This is a genomic window from Citrobacter sp. CK185 (genome assembly GCF_030333565.1).
Taxonomy (GTDB): domain Bacteria; phylum Pseudomonadota; class Gammaproteobacteria; order Enterobacterales; family Enterobacteriaceae; genus Citrobacter_B; species Citrobacter_B koseri.
This window is the reverse complement of sequence record NZ_JAOWFR010000026.1, coordinates 795204-814423: the sequence shown is the minus strand read 5'-3', so window position 1 is coordinate 814423 and position 19220 is coordinate 795204. Positions and strand designations below refer to the sequence as shown.

The following is a 19220-nucleotide window of genomic DNA, read 5'->3' as shown; positions in this document are numbered from 1 at the left end:
AATGTGGTTATAATTCATCTTCAATAAAGAACAGAAGTGATTCGAATCCATGAAAATTAATCTGGTGATGGATTGTTTCTCTGACAACGGGTTTTGCCCGCCACGCGATACCGGTTCCCGCGTACGTTAGCATCGGCAGATCGTTTGCGCCGTCGCCGCAGGCAATAATGTTGTGTACAGCGAGGTTGAGTTGTGTTGCCAGCGCAGAGAGCGTTTGCCGCTTTTTCCCGGCATTCATGATCGGGAAGGTAATATTGTCCGTCAGGACGTTATCTTTTATTTCAACCGTGTTGGAAAAGGCGTAGTCGAGCTGATACTTTTCTTTCAGTCGTTGGGTGAAAATATCCAGACCACCGGAAATAATGGCCGTTTTAAACCCTTTGTTTTTCAGTACCGGCAACATAGCGGCAAGGCCGGGGGAAATCGTCATTCGATCGCAAACGGCATTGAGGACATCACAGTGCGTGCCTTTTAACATGCGAATACGGCGGGTAAAACTGGTGTCGAAATCTACTTTCCCTTCCATCGCCTGTTGGGTCATCTCCGCGATTTGCGCAGAGATGCCAAGCGTGTGAGCGATTTCATCCACGCCTTCCTCTTCAATAAACGTTGAGTCCATATCAAATGCAATCAGTCCCTTTGTGAGGATGCTCTGAGGTTTGACAAAAAAATCAAACTGCAATTGCAGTGATGCAGCGCGTAATTTCTGATAAATAGCCTGCGTCAGCATTTCATCGGGTAGCGTAAGTTTTAAATAATCCTTATTGATTAATGCCAGATGCCGACGCTCTAATAAATAATGACATTGCATTGCGTGAGAACGAAGAAAATCATTATATAACCACGCCTGAAGTTGCTCTGTGTTTGTTGATGTGACGAAGTAAGTTATTGCCATCATGTTGCTCCTTTACATTGCGCTTTATTATAATGGGCGGCGTTTGTTTCTTGTGCGTCGTGCTATCACAGATATGAATGTTAAAGAAAAGATAAAATGGTATTGTTTTTAATACCTGATAATGAATAAGCATGAAAAGTATCATTTTTAATATGTTGATTACGGTATATTATCGCCATCCCACCCTGCGCTTTTTTTAGGAATACATATATAAAAATGGAAAGTTGCGTTGATATATTCAAAATTGTGATAGGTCCATCCAGTTCAAGAACCGTGGGGCCAATGCGTGCGGCTTGCAATTTCATTTCGCAGCTAAAACGGCAGGATACGCTGCCGTTACTCAGGAATATTGAAATTGAATTGTTTGGCGCATTATCGTTAAGCCGTAAATGCCACAATGTTGATGCCGCGCTTTATCTGGGGTTGCTGGGAAATCAGCCGGAGAAGGTGGATTTACGTATGCAACTGACCGCCATCAGGCGTGCGGAAAATGACGGTATGCTTGACGTGCCAGCCCCGGCGAACAGTACGGTGACAGTGGCGGTGAAAATTATTGCGAATCACCATGCGCATCCCGGACATCCTTATGCGATGACCTTTCGCGCCAAAGATGATTACTTTACGTTATACGAGGAGACGTGGTTTTCGACCGGCGCCGGGCAGGTACGAAAATACGGTGAGTCTGCGCCCGTGGCGACAGATCAGACACGCGCCTCTCCCTTTGCCTTTCGCAACGCCGCGCAGTTGCAGGCGCTGTGCCAACGCAACGGGCTTTCCGTTGCGGCGCTGATGATGAAAAATGAGCTGAACAGCCATTCTCAGCCCTCATTACAGCGCTATTTAACGCAGGTCTGGGAGATTATGAAGCAGGCCGTTCACCGTGGCCTGCATACCGAAGGGCTGCTTCCCGGCCCTTATCAGATCCCGCGTCGGGCCTGCGCATTGCATAAATCGTTGTGTATGAAGCCTTCGGCAGCGGATTTTCTGACGACCCTGAACTGGGTTAACGTGTTTGCTATTGCCGTGAGTGAAGAGAATGCGGCAGGCGGGCAGATTGTCACGGCGCCGACGAATGGCGCAAGCGGCATTATTCCGGCGGTACTAAGCTGGTACGATAAGTTTGTTTGTCCGCTGGACGCGGGCGCCATCACCCGTTTTTTTCTTACGGCAGGTGCCGTCGCGCTGTTGTTTAAACAGAATGCGTCGATTTTAGGATCGGAAGTGGGATGCCAGGGGGAAATCGGCGTCGCATGTTCGATGGCGGCGGCAGGGCTGGCGGAGCTGATGGGCGCATCCGTCGGGCAGGTATTAAGCGCTGCGGAAATTGCGATGGAGCACCATCTGGGGTTGACCTGCGATCCGGTTGGCGGGCAGGTGCAAATTCCCTGTATAGAAAGAAACGCCATCTCTGCCGTAAAAGCCATTAATGCGGCGACGATGGCGATGAGCCGCATCAGCGAGCCTTGTATTTCTCTGGATGAAATTATTGCCGCCATGTATGAAACCGGCAAAGACATGAGCGCAAAATATCGCGAGACTTACCACGGATGCCTCGGAAAAATTCAGCCAAGAAAAAGGTGCTAGTACATTGAAATACCAAACAATGAATAATGACGAGATCGTCTGGTCGCTCTGCGCGCGTATCAAGGAAACGCGGATTTCCCTGTCTATGACGCAACAGCAGCTTGCCGATCGCGCGCAGGTAGGCATCGCGACGATCAAGCGTATTGAGAAAGGCGCTGGCCTGAACCTCGATACGCTGATTTCTCTCCTGCGCGCGCTTGATAAACTGCACAATCTGGATGCGATTTTGTTTGAATCAGAAATGCGCAATTTTAGCGAGAGCGAGAGTGCCGGGCGACTTCAGATTCGCCAGCAGGTTGCTGATTTAAACCGGAAATCGTCTGCGCCGCAAGCCGATGACAATAACGATATTGCGGCGCTGGAAAAAGCCGTGTACTGGTGATCAGCTCAGCAGATGCTGTGCATGGAAGCGCAGATGATCCTCAATAAACGAGGCGATAAAGTAATAACTGTGGTCGTAGCCCGGTTGAATACGTAACGTCATCGGCCAGTCCTTCTGGCGCGCGGCTTCGGCCAGTACCGCCGGTTGTAACTGATCGGCGAGGAACTGATCGTTATCGCCTTGATCAATCAGCGTTGGAATGGCGTGTTCCGGCTGGCTGGCGAGCATCAGCGCGCAACTGTCCCACTCAACCCAGGCCGATCTCTCTTCCCCCAGATAGGCCGTAAACGCTTTTTCTCCCCACGGTACGCGGCACGGATTCACGATGGGCGCAAAGGCGGAAACGCTGGTGTATTTCCCCGGATTTTTCAGCGCCATGATCAATGCGCCGTGTCCGCCCATTGAATGTCCGCTGATCGCGCAACGTTCACCCACGTTAAACTGCGACTGGATCAGCGCCGGGAGTTCATCGCGCAGGTAGTCGTACATGCGGAAATGCGCGGCCCAGGGCTGCTGCGTCGCGTTGAGATAGAATCCCGCGCCTTTACCTAAATCATAACCTTCGTCATCGGCAACCTGTTCGCCGCGCGGACTGGTGTCCGGCATCACCAGCACAATGCCCAGTTCAGCGGCAATGCGTTGCGCACCGGCTTTGGTGGTGAAGTTCTCATCATTACAGGTTAACCCTGACAGCCAGTACAGCACCGGAGGCGGTGTTGTATTGCGGGGCGGCGGGAGAAAGATGCTGAATGTCATGGCGCAATTCAGCGTGGTGGAGTCGTGTCGCCAGCGTTGCTGCCAGCCTTCAAAACAACGGTGCTCTTCGAGCATATCCATGCGTGGCTCCTTTTGTGTTGAACCTGAATGAGTCGTGCAATTTCCCCATAATACAGATTATTCATTGCGCTGTGAGTAACTTTCACTTCCGCATTTATCTAACATGCTTCATCATCTACACAACTTTACATTAACACCTGGCGTCATGGCCCGTCAGATTTAGCGCGCGGAACCGCCGTGGGGAATCCGGGACATGAAAGGCAGCAGCGATTTCAATAATTATCGTTGTGAATACTGGATTATGTGCGCTGCCTCACGCACAATAAACGGGCTGCCAACAGCCTAAAAACTTTGCCCCACGCAGGGCAGAGGTGCCACACCTGCAGGAGAAGAATAAATGTCATCACTCAGTAAAGAAGCGGCCCTGGTTCATGAAGCGCTGGTTGCGCGTGGTCTGGAAACGCCGCTGCGCCCGCCCGTGCATGAGATGGATAACGAAACGCGCAAACGTCTTATTTCGGGGCATATGACCGAGATTATGCAGTTGCTGAATCTCGACTTGAGCGATGACAGTCTGATGGAAACGCCGCATCGCATCGCCAAAATGTATGTCGATGAGATTTTCTCCGGCCTTGATTACGCCAATTTCCCGAAGATCACCGTGATTGAAAACAAGATGAAAGTGGATGAAATGGTGACGGTGCGCGATATCACGCTTACCAGCACCTGCGAACACCATTTCGTCACGATCGACGGGAAAGCGACGGTGGCCTATATCCCGAAAGATTCGGTGATTGGCCTGTCGAAGATTAACCGTATTGTGCAGTTTTTTGCGCAGCGCCCGCAGGTTCAGGAGCGTCTGACCCAACAGATTCTGACCGCGCTGCAAACGCTGCTTGGCACCAATAACGTCGCGGTCTCAATCGACGCTGTGCATTACTGCGTGAAAGCGCGCGGCATTCGCGATGCGACCAGCGCTACCACCACGACTTCCCTTGGCGGATTGTTTAAATCCAGCCAGAACACGCGCCAGGAGTTCCTGCGCGCCGTGCGTCACCACAACTGATCAGGGCAGGGAGTATGGAGCGTAATGTCACGCTGGATTTTATTCGTGGCGTCGCCATCCTCGGTATCCTGCTTCTTAATATCAGCGCCTTTGGCTTGCCAAAGGCGGCTTACCTTAATCCCGCCTGGTATGGCAAGATCACCGCGTCTGACGCATGGACGTGGGCGATCCTCGACCTGTTCGCGCAGGTAAAATTCCTTACGCTTTTTGCGTTGTTATTCGGCGCGGGTCTGCAAATGCTGCTGCCGCGCGGCAAACGCTGGATTCAGTCGCGTCTGACGCTGCTCGTCCTGTTGGGCTTTATCCACGGTTTGCTGTTCTGGGATGGCGACATTCTGCTGGCGTATGGCCTTGTCGGCCTGATTTGCTGGCGACTGGTGCGCGACGCGCCGTCGGTAAAAAGTTTATTTAATACCGGTATTTTGCTCTATCTGGCGGGGATTGGCGTGTTGCTGCTGTTAGGGTCCATCTCGGCGAGTGAAACCAGCCGAGCCTGGACGCCGGATGCCTCTGCCTTGTTGTATGAAAAATACTGGAAGATTAACGGCGGCATGGAGGCGGTCAGCAACCGGGTCGATCTGCTGTCGAACAGTCTGCTGGCGCTGGGGGCGCAGTATGGCTGGCAACTGGCGGGAATGATGCTGCTGGGCGCGGCGCTGATGCGCAGCGGCTGGCTGAAGGGCCAGTACAGTCTGCAACACTACCGGCGTACGGGCGTATTGCTTGTCATCGTCGGCGTGCTGATTAACCTTCCGGCCATTATTGTACAGTGGCGGCTGGACTGGGCGTATCGCTGGTGCGCTTTTCTGCTACAGGCGCCGCGTGAATTGAGCGCGCCGTTTCAGACTATAGGTTACACCGCGTTGATGCTGGGATTCTGGCCGCAGCTCAGCCGTTTTAAACTGGTCATTGCCATTGCCTGCGTAGGGCGGATGGCGTTGAGCAACTATCTGTTGCAGACGCTGATCTGCACCACGCTGTTCTACCAGTTCGGTTTATTTATGAAATTCGACCGACTGACGCTGCTGATATTTGTCATTCCTGTCTGGCTGGCGAACCTGCTTTTCTCCTGGATTTGGCTGCGTTTCTATCGGCAAGGGCCGGTGGAATGGCTCTGGCGGCAATTAACCCTCCGTGCTTCCGGGACGTCATTATCGGGAACATCCAGATAACGATCTGGATCACATTCATTAACAAAACGCATGTAACCGTTTCCAGCCCTGTGACCTTACTCACGTAGTCCTGAACGAAGCGCTGACAAAATACCCACCTGCTAAACACAGGGTGTCTGTGAGCAACGGCAATCTCAAACAGGGTAGTGAATATGGTAACCATTCGTGATGTGGCACGTCAGGCTGGCGTTTCCGTAGCGACCGTTTCTCGCGTGCTGAATAACAGTGCGCTGGTCAGTCCCGATACGCGCGAAGCGGTAATGAAGGCGGTCACGCTGCTGGGTTACCGTCCTAATGCTAATGCGCAAGCGCTGGCGACGCAGATAAGCGACACTATCGGCGTGGTGGTGATGGACGTGTCAGATGCGTTTTTTGGCGCACTGGTCAAAGCGGTGGATGTGGTTGCCCAACAACACAACAAATATGTGCTGATCGGCAACAGTTATCATGAGGCTGAAAAAGAGCGTCATGCCATCGAGGTTCTGATTCGCCAGCGCTGTAACGCATTGATTGTTCACTCGAAAGCATTAAGTGACCAGGAGCTGGGAGCGTTTATGGACCAGATCCCAGGCATGGTGCTGATCAATCGTATTGTGCCGGGTTATACCCACCGTTGCGTGTGCCTGGACAATATCAGCGGCGCAAAAATGGCGACCCGCATGCTGCTCAATAATGGTCATCAACGGATTGGTTATCTGGCTTCCAGCCACCGCATTGAAGATGACACGATGCGTAAAGAAGGGTGGCTGAGCGCGTTGCAGGAGCAGGGGATTACGCCGCCAGAAAGCTGGATTGGCACGGGTTCCCCGGACATGCAGGGCGGTGAAGCGGCGATGGTGGAACTGCTGGGGCGAAACCTGCAACTGACCGCCGTATTCGCCTATAACGACAGCATGGCCGCTGGCGCGCTCACGGCGTTAAAAGACAATGGTATTGCCATCCCGTTACATCTTTCCATCATCGGTTTTGATGATATTCCTATTGCCCGTTACACCGACCCGCAGCTGACCACGGTGCGTTATCCCATTGCTTCGATGGCGAAAATGGCAACGGAACTGGCGTTGCAGGGCGCGGCCGGCACGCTGGATTCAACGGCGACGCACTGTTTTATGCCAACGCTGGTGCGTCGTCATTCGGTTGCGCTAAGACAGAATGCGGCCCCGATCACTAACCAGCAACGTCAGGGGATGTAACCGCTTTCAATATGTGAGTAAATTCACAGTATCTTAACAATACGATAGCTATGATGGCACCGTTTGAAGCACTGTAAATACTATGTAACGGTGAATAATCACTTTTAACGCATCGTCAGGGCATTAAACAGCAATTAAAGCATATTTTTGGAGCGTTACCGGGCACGGAAGAAAGATTTTTTAACAGTGAGCTTCGGCGTTCAGTAACACTTCATTAACGTTCTGCCCTGCCGAGCATTTTTCTCAAGTACTACCCTGCATAATAAAACCGGAGATACCATGAATAAGAAGGCGTTAACTCTGTCTGCTGTGATGGCAAGCATGTTATTTGGCGCGGCTGCGCACGCTGCTGATACTCGCATTGGTGTGACGATTTATAAATATGACGATAACTTTATGTCCGTCGTGCGTAAGGCTATCGAAAGAGACGCCCAGGCGGCGCCTGATGTGCAGTTGCTGATGAATGACTCGCAGAACGATCAGTCCAAGCAAAACGACCAGATCGACGTGCTGTTGGCAAAAGGGGTAAAAGCGCTGGCGATCAACCTGGTTGACCCGGCTGCGGCAGGTACGGTAATTGAGAAAGCGCGTGGTCAGAATGTCCCGATTGTGTTCTTCAACAAAGAACCTTCCCGCAAAGCGCTGGATAGCTATGACAAAGCCTATTACGTCGGCACTGACTCCAAAGAATCCGGTATCATCCAGGGCGATCTGATCGCTAAACACTGGCAGGCTAATCAGGGTTGGGATCTGAACAAAGATGGCCAAATCCAGTTCGTACTGCTGAAAGGCGAGCCGGGCCACCCGGATGCTGAAGCGCGTACCACTTATGTTATCAAAGAGCTGAACGACAAAGGCATCAAAACTGAGCAGCTGCAAATGGATACCGCAATGTGGGATACCGCAATGGCGAAAGACAAGATGGACGCATGGCTGTCCGGCCCGAACGCCAACAAGATTGAAGTGGTTATCGCGAATAACGACGCAATGGCGATGGGCGCGGTAGAAGCGCTGAAAGCGCACAATAAAACCAGCGTTCCGGTATTCGGCGTGGATGCGTTACCTGAAGCGCTGGCGCTGGTGAAATCCGGCGCGCTGGCAGGTACCGTGCTGAACGATGCCAACAACCAGGCGAAAGCCACCTTTGATCTGGCGAAAAACCTGGCCGATGGTAAAGGCGCGGCTGACGGCACCGACTGGAAAATCGAGAACAAAATTGTTCGCGTTCCGTACGTAGGTGTTGATAAAGACAATCTGGCTGAGTTTACCAACAAGTAATTCGTATATCGTTTTCTTTGGGCGCAATAACATTGCGCCCTTTATTAACGCACTCTGCGAGGCCAACAAGGTATAATTATGGTCAGCACTACTACTCCGTCGTCAGGCGAATACTTGTTGGAAATGAGCGGCATCAACAAGTCTTTTCCCGGCGTAAAGGCACTTGATAATGTTAATTTAAAAGTCCGCCCGCACTCGATTCACGCCTTAATGGGGGAGAATGGCGCAGGAAAATCAACATTATTAAAATGCCTTTTTGGGATCTATCAAAAAGATTCCGGTAGCATTTTATTTCAGGGGAAAGAGATCGATTTTCATTCTGCCAAAGAAGCTCTGGAGAATGGTATTTCGATGGTTCACCAGGAGCTAAACCTGGTGTTACAGCGCTCCGTCATGGATAACATGTGGTTAGGGCGTTACCCAACCAAAGGTATGTTTGTCGATCAGGATAAAATGTACCGGGATACCAAAGCGATATTTGATGAGCTGGATATTGATATCGATCCGCGTGCGCGTGTCGGGACATTATCCGTTTCACAAATGCAGATGATCGAAATTGCGAAGGCGTTTTCCTACAATGCCAAAATTGTGATCATGGATGAGCCGACCTCTTCATTAACGGAAAAAGAGGTTAACCATCTGTTCACTATTATTCGCAAACTGAAGGAGCGCGGCTGCGGTATTGTGTATATCTCGCATAAAATGGAAGAGATTTTCCAGCTGTGTGATGAAGTCACCGTTTTGCGCGACGGCCAGTGGATTGCGACGCAGCCGCTGGAAGGGCTGGATATGGACAAGATCATCGCCATGATGGTGGGTCGTTCCCTGAACCAGCGTTTCCCGGACAAGCAAAACAAGCCGGGAGAGGTCATTCTGGAAGTGCGTAACCTGACGTCTCTGCGCCAGCCGTCGATCCGCGACGTCTCTTTTGATCTGCATAAAGGGGAAATTCTCGGGATTGCGGGTCTGGTAGGGGCAAAGCGTACCGATATTGTTGAAACGCTTTTTGGTATCCGGGAAAAATCATCGGGTACGATTACGCTGCACGGCAAAAAGATTAATAACCACAACGCGAACGAAGCCATTAATCACGGTTTCGCGCTGGTAACGGAAGAACGTCGTTCAACCGGGATCTACGCGTATCTGGATATTGGTTTTAACTCTTTAATTTCCAACATCCGCAATTACAGAAATAAAGTCGGTTTGCTGGATAATTCCCGCATGAAGAGCGATACCCAGTGGGTTATTGACTCAATGCGCGTGAAAACGCCAGGTCATCGCACGCAAATTGGCTCTCTTTCGGGGGGCAACCAGCAGAAGGTCATTATTGGCCGGTGGCTGTTAACGCAGCCAGAAATATTAATGCTGGATGAGCCAACGCGCGGTATTGATGTCGGCGCAAAATTTGAAATCTATCAACTGATTGCGGAACTGGCGAAAAAAGAGAAGGGGATTATTATCATTTCTTCCGAAATGCCGGAATTGTTAGGGATTACAGATCGTATTCTGGTAATGAGCAATGGCCTTGTTGCCGGGATTGTTGACACAAAAACAACAACGCAAAACGAAATTCTGCGTCTTGCGTCTTTGCACCTTTAAGATCAGGGGCTCCTCATGAGTGCGTTAAATAAGAAAAGTTTTCTTACTTATCTGAAAGAAGGCGGAATTTACGTTGTTCTTTTAGTCTTGCTGGCCATTATTATTTTCCAGGACCCTACATTTTTAAGTCTGCTGAACTTAAGTAACATTCTGACGCAGTCCTCCGTGCGTATTATCATCGCGCTGGGTGTGGCAGGGTTGATTGTCACCCAGGGGACTGACCTGTCTGCGGGGCGTCAGGTTGGCCTGGCGGCCGTGGTCGCCGCAACGCTGTTGCAGTCCGTGGAAAACGCCAATAAGGTCTTCCCGGAAATGGCCACCATGCCGATTCCGCTGGTGATCCTGATTGTCTGCGCAATTGGGGCCGTCATTGGTCTGCTTAACGGCATTATCATTGCGTACCTTAATGTGACGCCGTTCATCACGACCCTGGGCACGATGATTATCGTTTATGGCATCAACTCCCTGTATTACGACTTCGTCGGGGCGTCGCCGATTTCGGGGTTTGATAGCGGGTTCTCGACGTTTGCGCAGGGCTTTATTGCGCTGGGCAGTTTCCGGCTCTCCTACATTACCTTCTATGCGCTGATTGCGGTGGCGTTCGTCTGGATCCTGTGGAATAAAACCCGTTTCGGTAAGAACATTTTCGCTATCGGCGGCAACCCGGAAGCGGCAAAAGTGTCCGGCGTTAACGTGGGGCTGAACCTGCTGATGATCTATGCGTTGTCCGGTGTGTTCTACGCATTCGGCGGTTTGCTGGAAGCGGGGCGTATCGGTTCTGCGACCAACAACCTCGGCTTTATGTATGAGCTGGATGCGATTGCCGCCTGCGTGGTCGGCGGCGTGTCGTTTAGCGGCGGCGTCGGGACGGTATTCGGCGTTGTGACCGGTGTGATTATCTTTACCGTCATCAACTACGGTCTGACCTATATCGGCGTGAACCCTTACTGGCAGTACATCATTAAAGGCGGCATCATTATCTTCGCGGTGGCGCTGGACTCGCTGAAATACGCCCGTAAGAAGTAATTACCGGCATGAAAAAGCCCGAAGCAGGCAACTGTTTCGGGCTTTTTTGTTTCTGCGCGTTATCTAAAGAACAGAAAATAAATGCCTGCGGCGAGCGTACAAACCGACATGCACAGATATAACCCGATGTAGCTCCAGTAAAGGAGAGGGGTTTCTGCACGGTAGGCGTATACGGGTTCGCGGGCGTTCCTGACGATTTTATCCACGGCGCCAGAGCGCCAGCCTTTGTAGGCTTCCCGTAAGCTAAACAGCATCACCATCAGGACGGCGATGACCACAAAGATCGTTTTCCCTTCCACGCTTATTTTCCTTGTTTCTTTTGCAGTTCCAGCAATTGCTCAGGCGTTACTGCCGGGTAGCCCTGGGCGTCATCCGGCACCTGATGCATTGTTGGGATGGGAACTAACGGGCCCAAGAAGCGAGGTTCCCGTTTGAAAATATAAAGGTCCGCCAGCGCGCCGAATCGGGCGCCAAATTCACGTACGCGTACCGTTAACATATCTTTTGGCGACGGCACCGCATAGCACTGGGCCTGAATTCCCATATGCAGCGCAATAAACAGCGCGCGTTCACAGTGGAAACGCTGGGTAATGATGATGAAGTCGTTGGTATCAAACACTTTGCGCGTGCGCACAATGGAGTCCAGCGTGCGAAAACCGGCATAATCGAGCACGATGTCGGCAGGATCAACGCCCCCGGCGATTAGATCCTTACGCATCGTCATCGGTTCGTTATAGCTTTGCAGCGCGTTATCGCCGCTGAGCAGCAGATAATTGACCTTGCCGCTGTTGTAGGCGTTTAACGCGCCCTGAATGCGGTAGCGGTAATACTGATTAATGACGCCGGTGCGATAGTATTTTGCGGTGCCTAATACCACTCCCACCTGGCGGTAGGGGAGATCCTGTAATTCGTCGTAAATATAGGGCGCGGTTTTCCAGCTCATCCATCTGTCGAGACCAAGCACAGTCAACAGCAGCAAGCCGATCAGGACTAACAGGCTGTAAAACACGCGCTTTAACATGCAGAGAACTCGATAAAGGGATGAAATTTCAATCAGGCTACTGTACCCGCTGTCGAAGCGCAAGAAACAGCAGTCTGATTGGGGGGATTTTAGACATTCTTGCCATTTGCATGTTGCCCGATGGCGCTGTGCTTATCGGGCCTACGCACATTGCGTGTTCCTGGGCTTAACCCAGCAGTACGCGGTCGATATTATTGCAGCCTAACGCTTTCAGCGTGGCGGCGGTGGCGTCCCACTGGATTAACGGCGCGTCGGCTTTCTCCGCCAGAATTGCGCGCTGAATATCTGGATAGTCATACCCGTTCAGGTTCAGCAGATTCAGTGCGCCCTGCAAAGGCGGCAGCGTAGGGTTAAAGGCGGCGTTCTCGGCATAGCTGCCGGTGAAAATACGCCCGTCTTTGCATTCCAGCGCCACGCCGCTTGGGGAGTGGCTGTAAGGCATATGACATTTATTGGCGGCGGTAATCGCTGCCTGAGTCAGCGCGTCGCCCTCCAGCGCGAAACCGTGATCCTGCTCGTCCATCAGCAGCGTTTTGATCTCCAGGTCTTTCGGGCCGAAAGCGTCGGGCAGATAGTCGCGTAAGGTATGCGGTACGCGCCCCGGCAGGTGGATACGCAGATCCAGGCCGCTGTTCAGTTCGTTCATAAACTGACGGCAATGACCGCAAGGGGTGTAGTTAACCGTGATGGCGGCGAGCCCTTTTTCACCGCGCAGCCAGGCATGGCCGATCGCGCTTTGTTCGGCATGAACGGTTTGCTGCATCGTCGCGCCCAGGAACTCCATATTCCCACCGAAATACCAGGTTCCACTGATGCCGCGCGCGATAGCGCCAACGTTAAAGTGGGAAAGGTCGGTGCGTGCGCAGGCGGCAGCCAGCGGCAGGAGCGCGAAAGCCAGCGCGTCTTCGTCCAGCCCCGATTCACGCTTAAGCGTCGAGACCTGCTCCGCAGTCAGCATGGCGGGAAAATGCTCATCTGCCAGAATCGGCGCCAGCGCTGATTGCAGATTATCCGCAAGTTGGCCAAAAGCAGTTTGAAAACGTGGATGCATGGCGTTGCCTCATAACAATGTAATGGAATCGTAGTTTACGGAGCTGTTACGGCTTTATATGTGATCCAAATCTCATTGTGATTGCAACTTGTGAAACTTAAATTAAAAATGCGCGACGCATCGCAAATTTTAACCCGCTACCGCCAGAATAATCGGGAAGAGAAACGGCGCCAGCAGCGAGGTGATGATCCCGCAGATCACCAGCGCCAGCGAACTGAACGCCCCTTCCTGGTAATCCAGCTCGGCGCAGCGCGCAGTGCCCAGGGCGTGCGAGGCGGTTCCCATTGCCAGACCGCGTGCGGCTTTGGTACGGATACGCATGAGGTTGAGCAGGGTATGACCAAATACGGCGCCCAGTATCCCGACGAAAATAACGCAGACGGCGCTAATGGCGGGAATGCCGCCGATGCTGCCGCCCACCGCCATTGCGATTGGGGTTGTGACCGATTTCGGTAATACCGATGCGGCGATTTCCGGCGTGGCGCCCATCAGTAAGGCGACAGTGGTTCCGGTCACCATAGCGACCACGCTGCCGACGAAGCAGATCGTGATGATGGATTTCCAGCGGGCGCGGATCTGGTGCAGTTGTTCATATAAAGGGTACGCCAGCGCCACGACGGCGGGTTGCAGCAGGTCGTTGAGCACCTCGCTGCCTTTGAAATAGTGATCGTAAGGAATGCCGGTCAGTATCAGAAACGGGATGATGACCACCATGGCAACCAGCAACGGGTTAAGCAACGGCATCTTAAAGCGCGCAGCCAGTTTGCGGGCGGCGAAAAAGACCGCCAGCGTCAGGGGTAACGACCACCAGATATACGACATCATTTTTTCGATCCTTTCTGCCCTAACACTTTTCGTTCACCGTGTACGATATGCGAACTCCAGCTCACGACCAGGAAAACAACCAGCGTACTGATCGCACAGGAGACCACCACCGGGCCAAACTGCGCACGCAGCAAATCGAAGTACTGCATGACGCCGACGCCAATCGGCACAAACAGCAGCGCCATGTAACGGATCAGGACATAGCATCCCGGGTTTACCCACTTCGCTGGCAGAATTTGTAGCGCCAGTAAAACAAACAGAATCAACATGCCGATGATGCTGCCGGGAATCGTAATAGGAAGCAGCGATGCAATGAAAATACCCGCATACAAACAGGCATATATCAGTACAAATGCGCGTAAATACTGCCAGATGATATTCAGTGATTTACTCATGGTAAAAGCCCTTGATGAAACAGATTCATCATACAATTAAACTTTAAAACGTGCTACCGATCACATCATGAATTCTGAGCATAGTGGAAATAGACAACGGGAACATCGGGCAACGCCCCGTTGCCCGCGCTAAACCTGCGCCAGAAAATGCAGAAAACGACTCAACGCAAGAGAAGGGGTCTCGTTCTTGCGCCAGAACATGCCCACGCTTCCTTTCTGTTCTATTTTCGGCAGGTTTAAGATAGCCAACTGGCCCTGGCTGGCATAGCGTTGCGCCAGGCGTAGAGAAAGAATAGAGATCATATCGCTGCTTTGCAGCAAATTGGTGCTGACGTTCATCGAGGCGGATTCGATGGTGTTTTCCGGCAGCATCACGCCGTTGTCCACCAGGGCGTTATCAATGCTGATGCGAATTGGCGTACCGGTCGGCCAGACAATCCAGCGCCAGTGGGCGAGGTCGTTCCAGGAAAGCGTGGCGTGTGAGGCCAGAGGATGATGGAGGCGGGCGACAAAGCAGACCGGTTCGGTGTAGAGCACCTGATAATTTAACGGCAGCTGGAGCGCCCGACCGCCTACGCGGCCTACCACCACGTCCAGCGACCCGGCGAGCAGATCGTGTAAAAGCGGGGTCATGACTTTCTCTTCAATATTCAGGTGCAGCGTCGGCATCTCATTGAGCAGGCAGAGGATCGCCTGCGACACGCAGTCTGTCGCGACCGGTGAACAGCCGATTTTCAGGCTTCCCACCAGCCCACCTTGCTTAAAGCGCGCGATCTCATACTGCGAACGTTCCATATCGTTGATGAGCCGCTGCGCATGCTGGAGCAACAGCTTGCCCCCTTCTGAAGGGCGTAACCCCTTGCTGTGGCGTTCAAAAAGCGTGATTCCGATCTCATCTTCAAGCTGTGACAGCCACTTCGACAGCGCGGGCTGGGTGATGTTCATCATTCGCGCAACGTGGGTCAGATTCCCTTGTTCCCCCAGCGCGACCAGCATTTGCAGGTGGTGCAGCTTCAATTTTTGCGCCCAATTCGCCATTTGATATAACCCCCAGGTTATGCCTCTGCCCGAAATGCCATTGTACATTTCATCGCCATGATTACAAACTTGCAACATACAAAAAACAAAAATGACATCTACCTTACCTGCACCGAGGCATTCACTATGACTCAACGACGTGATCTACAAGCACTGATTGACGCCGCCCCCGTCGGCAAAATGCAGTGGCGCGTTATCATCTGCTGCTTTCTGGTGGTAATGCTCGACGGTTTTGATACGGCTGCAATTGGCTTTATTGCGCCGGATATCCGTACGCACTGGCAATTGAGCGCCAGCGATCTGGCCCCGCTGTTCGGCGCGGGTCTGCTGGGGCTGACGGCAGGGGCGCTATTGTGCGGCCCGCTGTCAGACCGTTTTGGCCGTAAACGGGTGATTGAATTGTGCGTGGCGCTGTTTGGCGCCTTGAGCCTGCTTTCCGCCTTCTCGCCGGATTTGCAAACGCTGGTGGTACTGCGCTTTTTAACCGGGCTAGGGCTGGGCGGCGCGATGCCGAATACCATCACGATGACGTCGGAATACCTTCCCGCCCGCCGTCGCGGGGCGCTGGTGACGCTGATGTTCTGTGGGTTTACCCTCGGTTCGGCGATGGGCGGCATCGTCAGCGCGCAACTGGTGCCGCTGATTGGCTGGCACGGCATTCTGGTGCTCGGCGGCGTATTGCCCTTAATGCTGTTTTTCGCCTTGCTGTTTGTTCTGCCCGAGTCGCCACGCTGGCAGGTGCGTCGTCAGCGCCCGCAGGCGGCGATTGCCAGAACGGTTGGCGCCATCACCGGCGAACGCTACGACAATACGCATTTCTATCTTCATGAAGCCGCCGCCATTTCAAAAGGCAGTATCCGCCAGCTTTTTGTCGGGCGTCAGCTTCCCATTACCCTGATGTTATGGGTCGTGTTCTTCATGAGCCTGCTCATTATCTACCTGCTCTCCAGCTGGATGCCGACGCTCCTGAATCACCGGGGAATCGATTTGCAGCATGCCTCCTGGGTCACTGCCGCATTCCAGGTCGGCGGTACGCTCGGCGCGCTATTACTCGGCGTACTGATGGACAAACACAATCCGTTCCGGGTGCTGGCCGTGAGCTACGCGCTGGGCGCGGTCTGCATCGTGATGATTGGCCTGAGCGAAAACGGACTGTGGCTGATGGCGCTGGCGATTTTTGGTACGGGCATTGGCATCAGCGGATCGCAGGTGGGGTTGAATGCCTTAACTGCGACGCTGTACCCGACTCAAAGCCGTGCAACCGGCGTGAGCTGGTCCAATGCCGTCGGGCGCTGCGGCGCCATTGTCGGCTCGCTCTCCGGCGGCATGATGATGGCGATGAATTTCTCTTTCGATACGCTGTTTTTCGTCATCGCGATTCCGGCTGCCATTAGCGCGGTGATGCTCGCCATGTTGACGGCGGTTGTCCGCCACTCAGCCTCTGAACCTGACGTGCTGCCCCGGGCAGGCGTCGTGAACGAATAAGGAGAACCTCCATGTCTGAAGTGAATCAGGATGTTAAACACAACCGTCAGCAGTTTTATCAGCACATTTCCGGGCAAAACCTGACGCCGCTCTGGGAGTCGCTGCACCACCTGGTGCCGCAAACGCCGAACGCCAATTGCGCGCCTGCGTACTGGAACTATCAGGAGATCCGCCCGCTGTTGCTGGAAAGCGGCAACCTGATTGGCGCGAAAGAGGCTGTCCGCCGGGTGCTGGTGCTGGAAAACCCGGCGCTGCGCGGACAGTCGTCAATTACCGCGACGCTGTACGCAGGACTGCAATTGATTTTACCAGGCGAGGTGGCGCCGAGTCATCGCCACAACCAGTCGGCGCTGCGTTTTATTGTGGAAGGGCAAGGCGCTTTCACCGCCGTTGACGGCGAGCGGACGCAGATGCACCCGGGCGACTTTATTCTGACGCCGCAGTGGCGCTGGCACGATCACGGCAACCCTGGCGACGAGCCGGTGGTATGGCTGGACGGTCTGGATCTGCCGCTGGTGAATACGCTGGGCTGCGGGTTTGCAGAAGATTACCCGGAAGAACAGCAGCCGGTGACGCGCAAAGAAGGCGATTACCTGCCGCGCTACGCCGCCAACATGCTACCGCTACGCCACCAGGTCGGCAATTCCTCGCCGATTTTCAACTACCGCTACGACCGTAGCCGTGAAGCGCTGCATGACCTGACCCGGATGGGGGAACCTGACGAATGGGATGGCTACAAGATGCGCTACGTCAACCCGGTCACCGGGGGCTATCCGATGCCTTCGATGGGCGCGTTTTTGCAACTGTTGCCGAAAGGGTTTGCGTCGCGCGTGGCGCGCACGACCGACAGCACCATTTATCACGTTGTGGAAGGTTCCGGGCAGGTCACCATTGGCAATGAGACGTTCCACTTCACGGCGAAAGATATCTTTGTGGTGCCGACATGGCACGGGGTGTCGTTCCAGACCACGGAAGATACCGTTTTATTCAGTTTTTCGGACAAACCGGTTCAGGAAGCCCTCGGCTTGTTCCGCGAAGCGCGTTATTAAATTGGGAGAGAAAAAATGAGCAAATATGTATTCGAACCTCAGGCGCCAGTCGCGGTGCCGGTTGTTGGCAGCGATGAGCAATTCCCGGTTCGCCGCGTCTACTGCGTTGGCCGTAACTACGCCGCCCATGCCCGTGAGATGGGGTTCGATCCCGATCGTGAGCCGCCGTTCTTCTTCTGCAAACCGGCCGATGCGGTCGTACCGGTTGCGGCTGGCGAAACGCTGGCGCTGGCCTATCCGTCGCAGACCGATAACTATCACTATGAAATTGAACTGGTGGTGGCGATAGGCAAGCAGGGCAGCGATATTCCGCTTGAGCAGGCGCATGAGTATGTCTGGGGCTATGCCACCGGGCTGGATATGACCCGCCGCGACCGCCAGATGGAAATGCGCCAGATGGGGCGCCCGTGGGAAATCGGCAAAGCGTTTGATTCGTCCGCGCCGATTGCGCCGCTGCATAAAGCGACCGATGTGGCAGACGTCAACAACGCGCCGATTTGGTTACAGGTAAACGGGGAAGATCATCAGCGCAGCGATATTCGCCATCTGATCTGGTCCGTCAATGAAACCATCAGCTACCTGTCCGGCTTTTTTGAACTGCAACCGGGCGACCTGATTTTCACCGGCACGCCGGAAGGGGTAGGGGCAGTGGTGAAAGGGGATGTGATTACCGGCAATGTGGAAGGGTTAACGCCGATCGCCGTGAAGATTGTCTGAGGTGAATGATGAAGCTGTACAGTTTTTTTAATAGCTCGGCGTCTTATCGCGTGCGTATCGCGCTGGCATTAAAAGGCATCGATTATGAGACGGTGGGCGTCAACATTCGTATCGGCCAGCAGAATGCGCTGAGCTATCGACGGATGAACCCGAGCGGGCTGGTGCCGACGCTGGTGACTGATGACGGTGAATCTCTCGGGCAATCGCTGGCAATCATCGACTGGCTGGATCGCCACTTCCCGCAGACGCCGTTGCTACCGCTGGTCGATCCGGCGCGCAGCCAGGTGCTGGAAATTGTCTATGCCATTGCCTGTGATATTCACCCGGTGAACAACCTGCGCGTATTGCGCTACCTGACTGACGAGCTGAAGATCGGCGAAGAAGACAAGAAACGCTGGTACGCCCACTGGGTGCAACAAGGGCTTAGCGCGGTGGAACAGTTGTTGCGCCAGGGGCAGTCCGGGCAGTTTTGCGTGGGGGATGCGCCCACGCTGGCGGATTGCTGCCTGATTCCACAATGGGCCAATGCGCTGCGAATGGGATGCGACCTGAGCGGTTATCCGCGCTGCAAGGCGGTTTATGACGCCTGCACCCGGCTTCCGGCCTTTATCGCCGCTGCCCCCGAAAATCAACAAGACAAAATTTCAGCCTGATAAGGAGAACGACA

20 protein-coding genes are annotated in these 19220 nt (G+C 53.5%); 12 read left to right on the top strand and 8 right to left on the bottom strand.

All coding sequences use genetic code 11. The features are described from left to right. Positions 1 to 7 precede the first annotated feature (7 nt). Positions 8 to 895: a phosphoserine phosphatase SerB gene (gene serB / locus OGV79_RS18595; protein ID WP_286468855.1), complete on the bottom strand. Its 888-nt coding sequence runs from the start codon at positions 893 to 895 to the stop codon at positions 8 to 10. 216 nt (positions 896 to 1111) lie between these two features. On the opposite strand from serB, the gene OGV79_RS18590 reads away from it, so the two are divergent. Together OGV79_RS18590 and OGV79_RS18585 are read left to right on the top strand one after the other, a co-directional pair. Beyond that, positions 1112 to 2479 carry an L-serine ammonia-lyase gene (locus OGV79_RS18590; protein ID WP_286468789.1) on the top strand — a complete coding sequence of 456 codons (1368 nt, stop codon included), beginning with the start codon at positions 1112 to 1114 and terminating at the stop codon, positions 2477 to 2479. Between the two features lie 4 nt (positions 2480 to 2483). After that, positions 2484 to 2861: a helix-turn-helix transcriptional regulator gene (locus OGV79_RS18585; protein ID WP_024130176.1), complete on the top strand. Its 378-nt coding sequence runs from the start codon at positions 2484 to 2486 to the stop codon at positions 2859 to 2861. Here OGV79_RS18585 and fghA read toward each other — a convergent pair whose 3' ends face one another. Beyond that, complete coding sequence (fghA, locus tag OGV79_RS18580) at positions 2862 to 3698, bottom strand: S-formylglutathione hydrolase (RefSeq protein WP_058669422.1); 837 nt, start codon at positions 3696 to 3698, stop codon at positions 2862 to 2864. It lies immediately after the preceding gene. Positions 3699 to 4035: 337 nt separating this feature from the next. Here fghA and folE point away from each other — a divergent pair, with 337 nt between their 5' ends. From folE to mglC, 6 genes are all read left to right on the top strand, one after another. After that, complete coding sequence (gene folE, locus OGV79_RS18575) at positions 4036 to 4704, top strand: GTP cyclohydrolase I FolE (protein WP_012131616.1); 669 nt, start codon at positions 4036 to 4038, stop codon at positions 4702 to 4704. A gap of 14 nt (positions 4705 to 4718) precedes the next feature. Next, positions 4719 to 5876: a DUF418 domain-containing protein YeiB gene (yeiB, locus tag OGV79_RS18570; protein ID WP_199976179.1), complete on the top strand. Its 1158-nt coding sequence runs from the start codon at positions 4719 to 4721 to the stop codon at positions 5874 to 5876. Between the two features lie 152 nt (positions 5877 to 6028). Further along, positions 6029 to 7069 carry an HTH-type transcriptional regulator GalS gene (galS, locus tag OGV79_RS18565; RefSeq protein ID WP_286468788.1) on the top strand — a complete coding sequence of 347 codons (1041 nt, stop codon included), beginning with the start codon at positions 6029 to 6031 and terminating at the stop codon, positions 7067 to 7069. A 279-nt stretch (positions 7070 to 7348) separates the two neighbouring features. Beyond that, on the top strand, positions 7349 to 8347 hold the full coding sequence (gene mglB / locus OGV79_RS18560) for a galactose/glucose ABC transporter substrate-binding protein MglB (protein ID WP_012131619.1): 999 nt from the start codon (positions 7349 to 7351) through the stop codon (positions 8345 to 8347). A 78-nt stretch (positions 8348 to 8425) separates the two neighbouring features. Then, the gene (gene mglA, locus OGV79_RS18555) at positions 8426 to 9946 is read left to right on the top strand and encodes a galactose/methyl galactoside ABC transporter ATP-binding protein MglA (RefSeq protein ID WP_047462502.1); all 1521 of its coding nucleotides are present in this window, start codon (positions 8426 to 8428) and stop codon (positions 9944 to 9946) included. 15 nt (positions 9947 to 9961) lie between these two features. Next, complete coding sequence (gene mglC, locus OGV79_RS18550) at positions 9962 to 10972, top strand: galactose/methyl galactoside ABC transporter permease MglC (RefSeq protein ID WP_012131621.1); 1011 nt, start codon at positions 9962 to 9964, stop codon at positions 10970 to 10972. 59 nt (positions 10973 to 11031) lie between these two features. Here mglC and OGV79_RS18545 read toward each other — a convergent pair whose 3' ends face one another. The 6 genes from OGV79_RS18545 to OGV79_RS18520 all read right to left on the bottom strand — a co-directional run bounded on the left by OGV79_RS18545 (position 11032) and on the right by OGV79_RS18520 (position 15302). After that, positions 11032 to 11271: a DUF2542 family protein gene (locus OGV79_RS18545; RefSeq protein ID WP_012131622.1), complete on the bottom strand. Its 240-nt coding sequence runs from the start codon at positions 11269 to 11271 to the stop codon at positions 11032 to 11034. A gap of 2 nt (positions 11272 to 11273) precedes the next feature. Beyond that, positions 11274 to 11993: an outer membrane permeability protein SanA gene (sanA, locus tag OGV79_RS18540; protein ID WP_012131623.1), complete on the bottom strand. Its 720-nt coding sequence runs from the start codon at positions 11991 to 11993 to the stop codon at positions 11274 to 11276. A 166-nt stretch (positions 11994 to 12159) separates the two neighbouring features. Continuing rightward, the gene (gene cdd, locus OGV79_RS18535; protein WP_200075624.1) at positions 12160 to 13044 is read right to left on the bottom strand and encodes a cytidine deaminase; all 885 of its coding nucleotides are present in this window, start codon (positions 13042 to 13044) and stop codon (positions 12160 to 12162) included. Positions 13045 to 13173: 129 nt separating this feature from the next. Further along, a complete protein-coding gene (locus OGV79_RS18530; protein ID WP_071258980.1) occupies positions 13174 to 13869 on the bottom strand; it encodes a CidB/LrgB family autolysis modulator in 696 nt (231 codons plus the stop codon). Beyond that, positions 13866 to 14264, bottom strand: a complete 399-nt coding sequence (locus OGV79_RS18525) for a CidA/LrgA family protein (protein WP_012131626.1) — start codon at positions 14262 to 14264, stop codon at positions 13866 to 13868. The genes OGV79_RS18530 and OGV79_RS18525 overlap by 4 nt, the downstream gene beginning before the upstream one ends. 129 nt (positions 14265 to 14393) lie before the next feature. Continuing rightward, positions 14394 to 15302 carry a LysR substrate-binding domain-containing protein gene (locus OGV79_RS18520; protein WP_200075625.1) on the bottom strand — a complete coding sequence of 303 codons (909 nt, stop codon included), beginning with the start codon at positions 15300 to 15302 and terminating at the stop codon, positions 14394 to 14396. Between the two features lie 126 nt (positions 15303 to 15428). Here OGV79_RS18520 and mhbT point away from each other — a divergent pair, with 126 nt between their 5' ends. Genes mhbT through maiA form a run of 4 tightly spaced genes read left to right on the top strand, consistent with a single transcriptional unit; the run spans position 15429 to position 19206 of the window. Further along, the gene (mhbT, locus tag OGV79_RS18515; protein ID WP_115614687.1) at positions 15429 to 16787 is read left to right on the top strand and encodes a 3-hydroxybenzoate transporter MhbT; all 1359 of its coding nucleotides are present in this window, start codon (positions 15429 to 15431) and stop codon (positions 16785 to 16787) included. A gap of 11 nt (positions 16788 to 16798) precedes the next feature. Continuing rightward, on the top strand, positions 16799 to 17836 hold the full coding sequence (gtdA, locus tag OGV79_RS18510; protein WP_012131629.1) for a gentisate 1,2-dioxygenase: 1038 nt from the start codon (positions 16799 to 16801) through the stop codon (positions 17834 to 17836). A gap of 15 nt (positions 17837 to 17851) precedes the next feature. After that, complete coding sequence (locus OGV79_RS18505) at positions 17852 to 18553, top strand: fumarylacetoacetate hydrolase family protein (RefSeq protein WP_071258975.1); 702 nt, start codon at positions 17852 to 17854, stop codon at positions 18551 to 18553. 8 nt (positions 18554 to 18561) lie between these two features. Next, the gene (gene maiA, locus OGV79_RS18500) at positions 18562 to 19206 is read left to right on the top strand and encodes a maleylacetoacetate isomerase (RefSeq protein ID WP_286468787.1); all 645 of its coding nucleotides are present in this window, start codon (positions 18562 to 18564) and stop codon (positions 19204 to 19206) included. Positions 19207 to 19220: the final 14 nt, after the last annotated feature.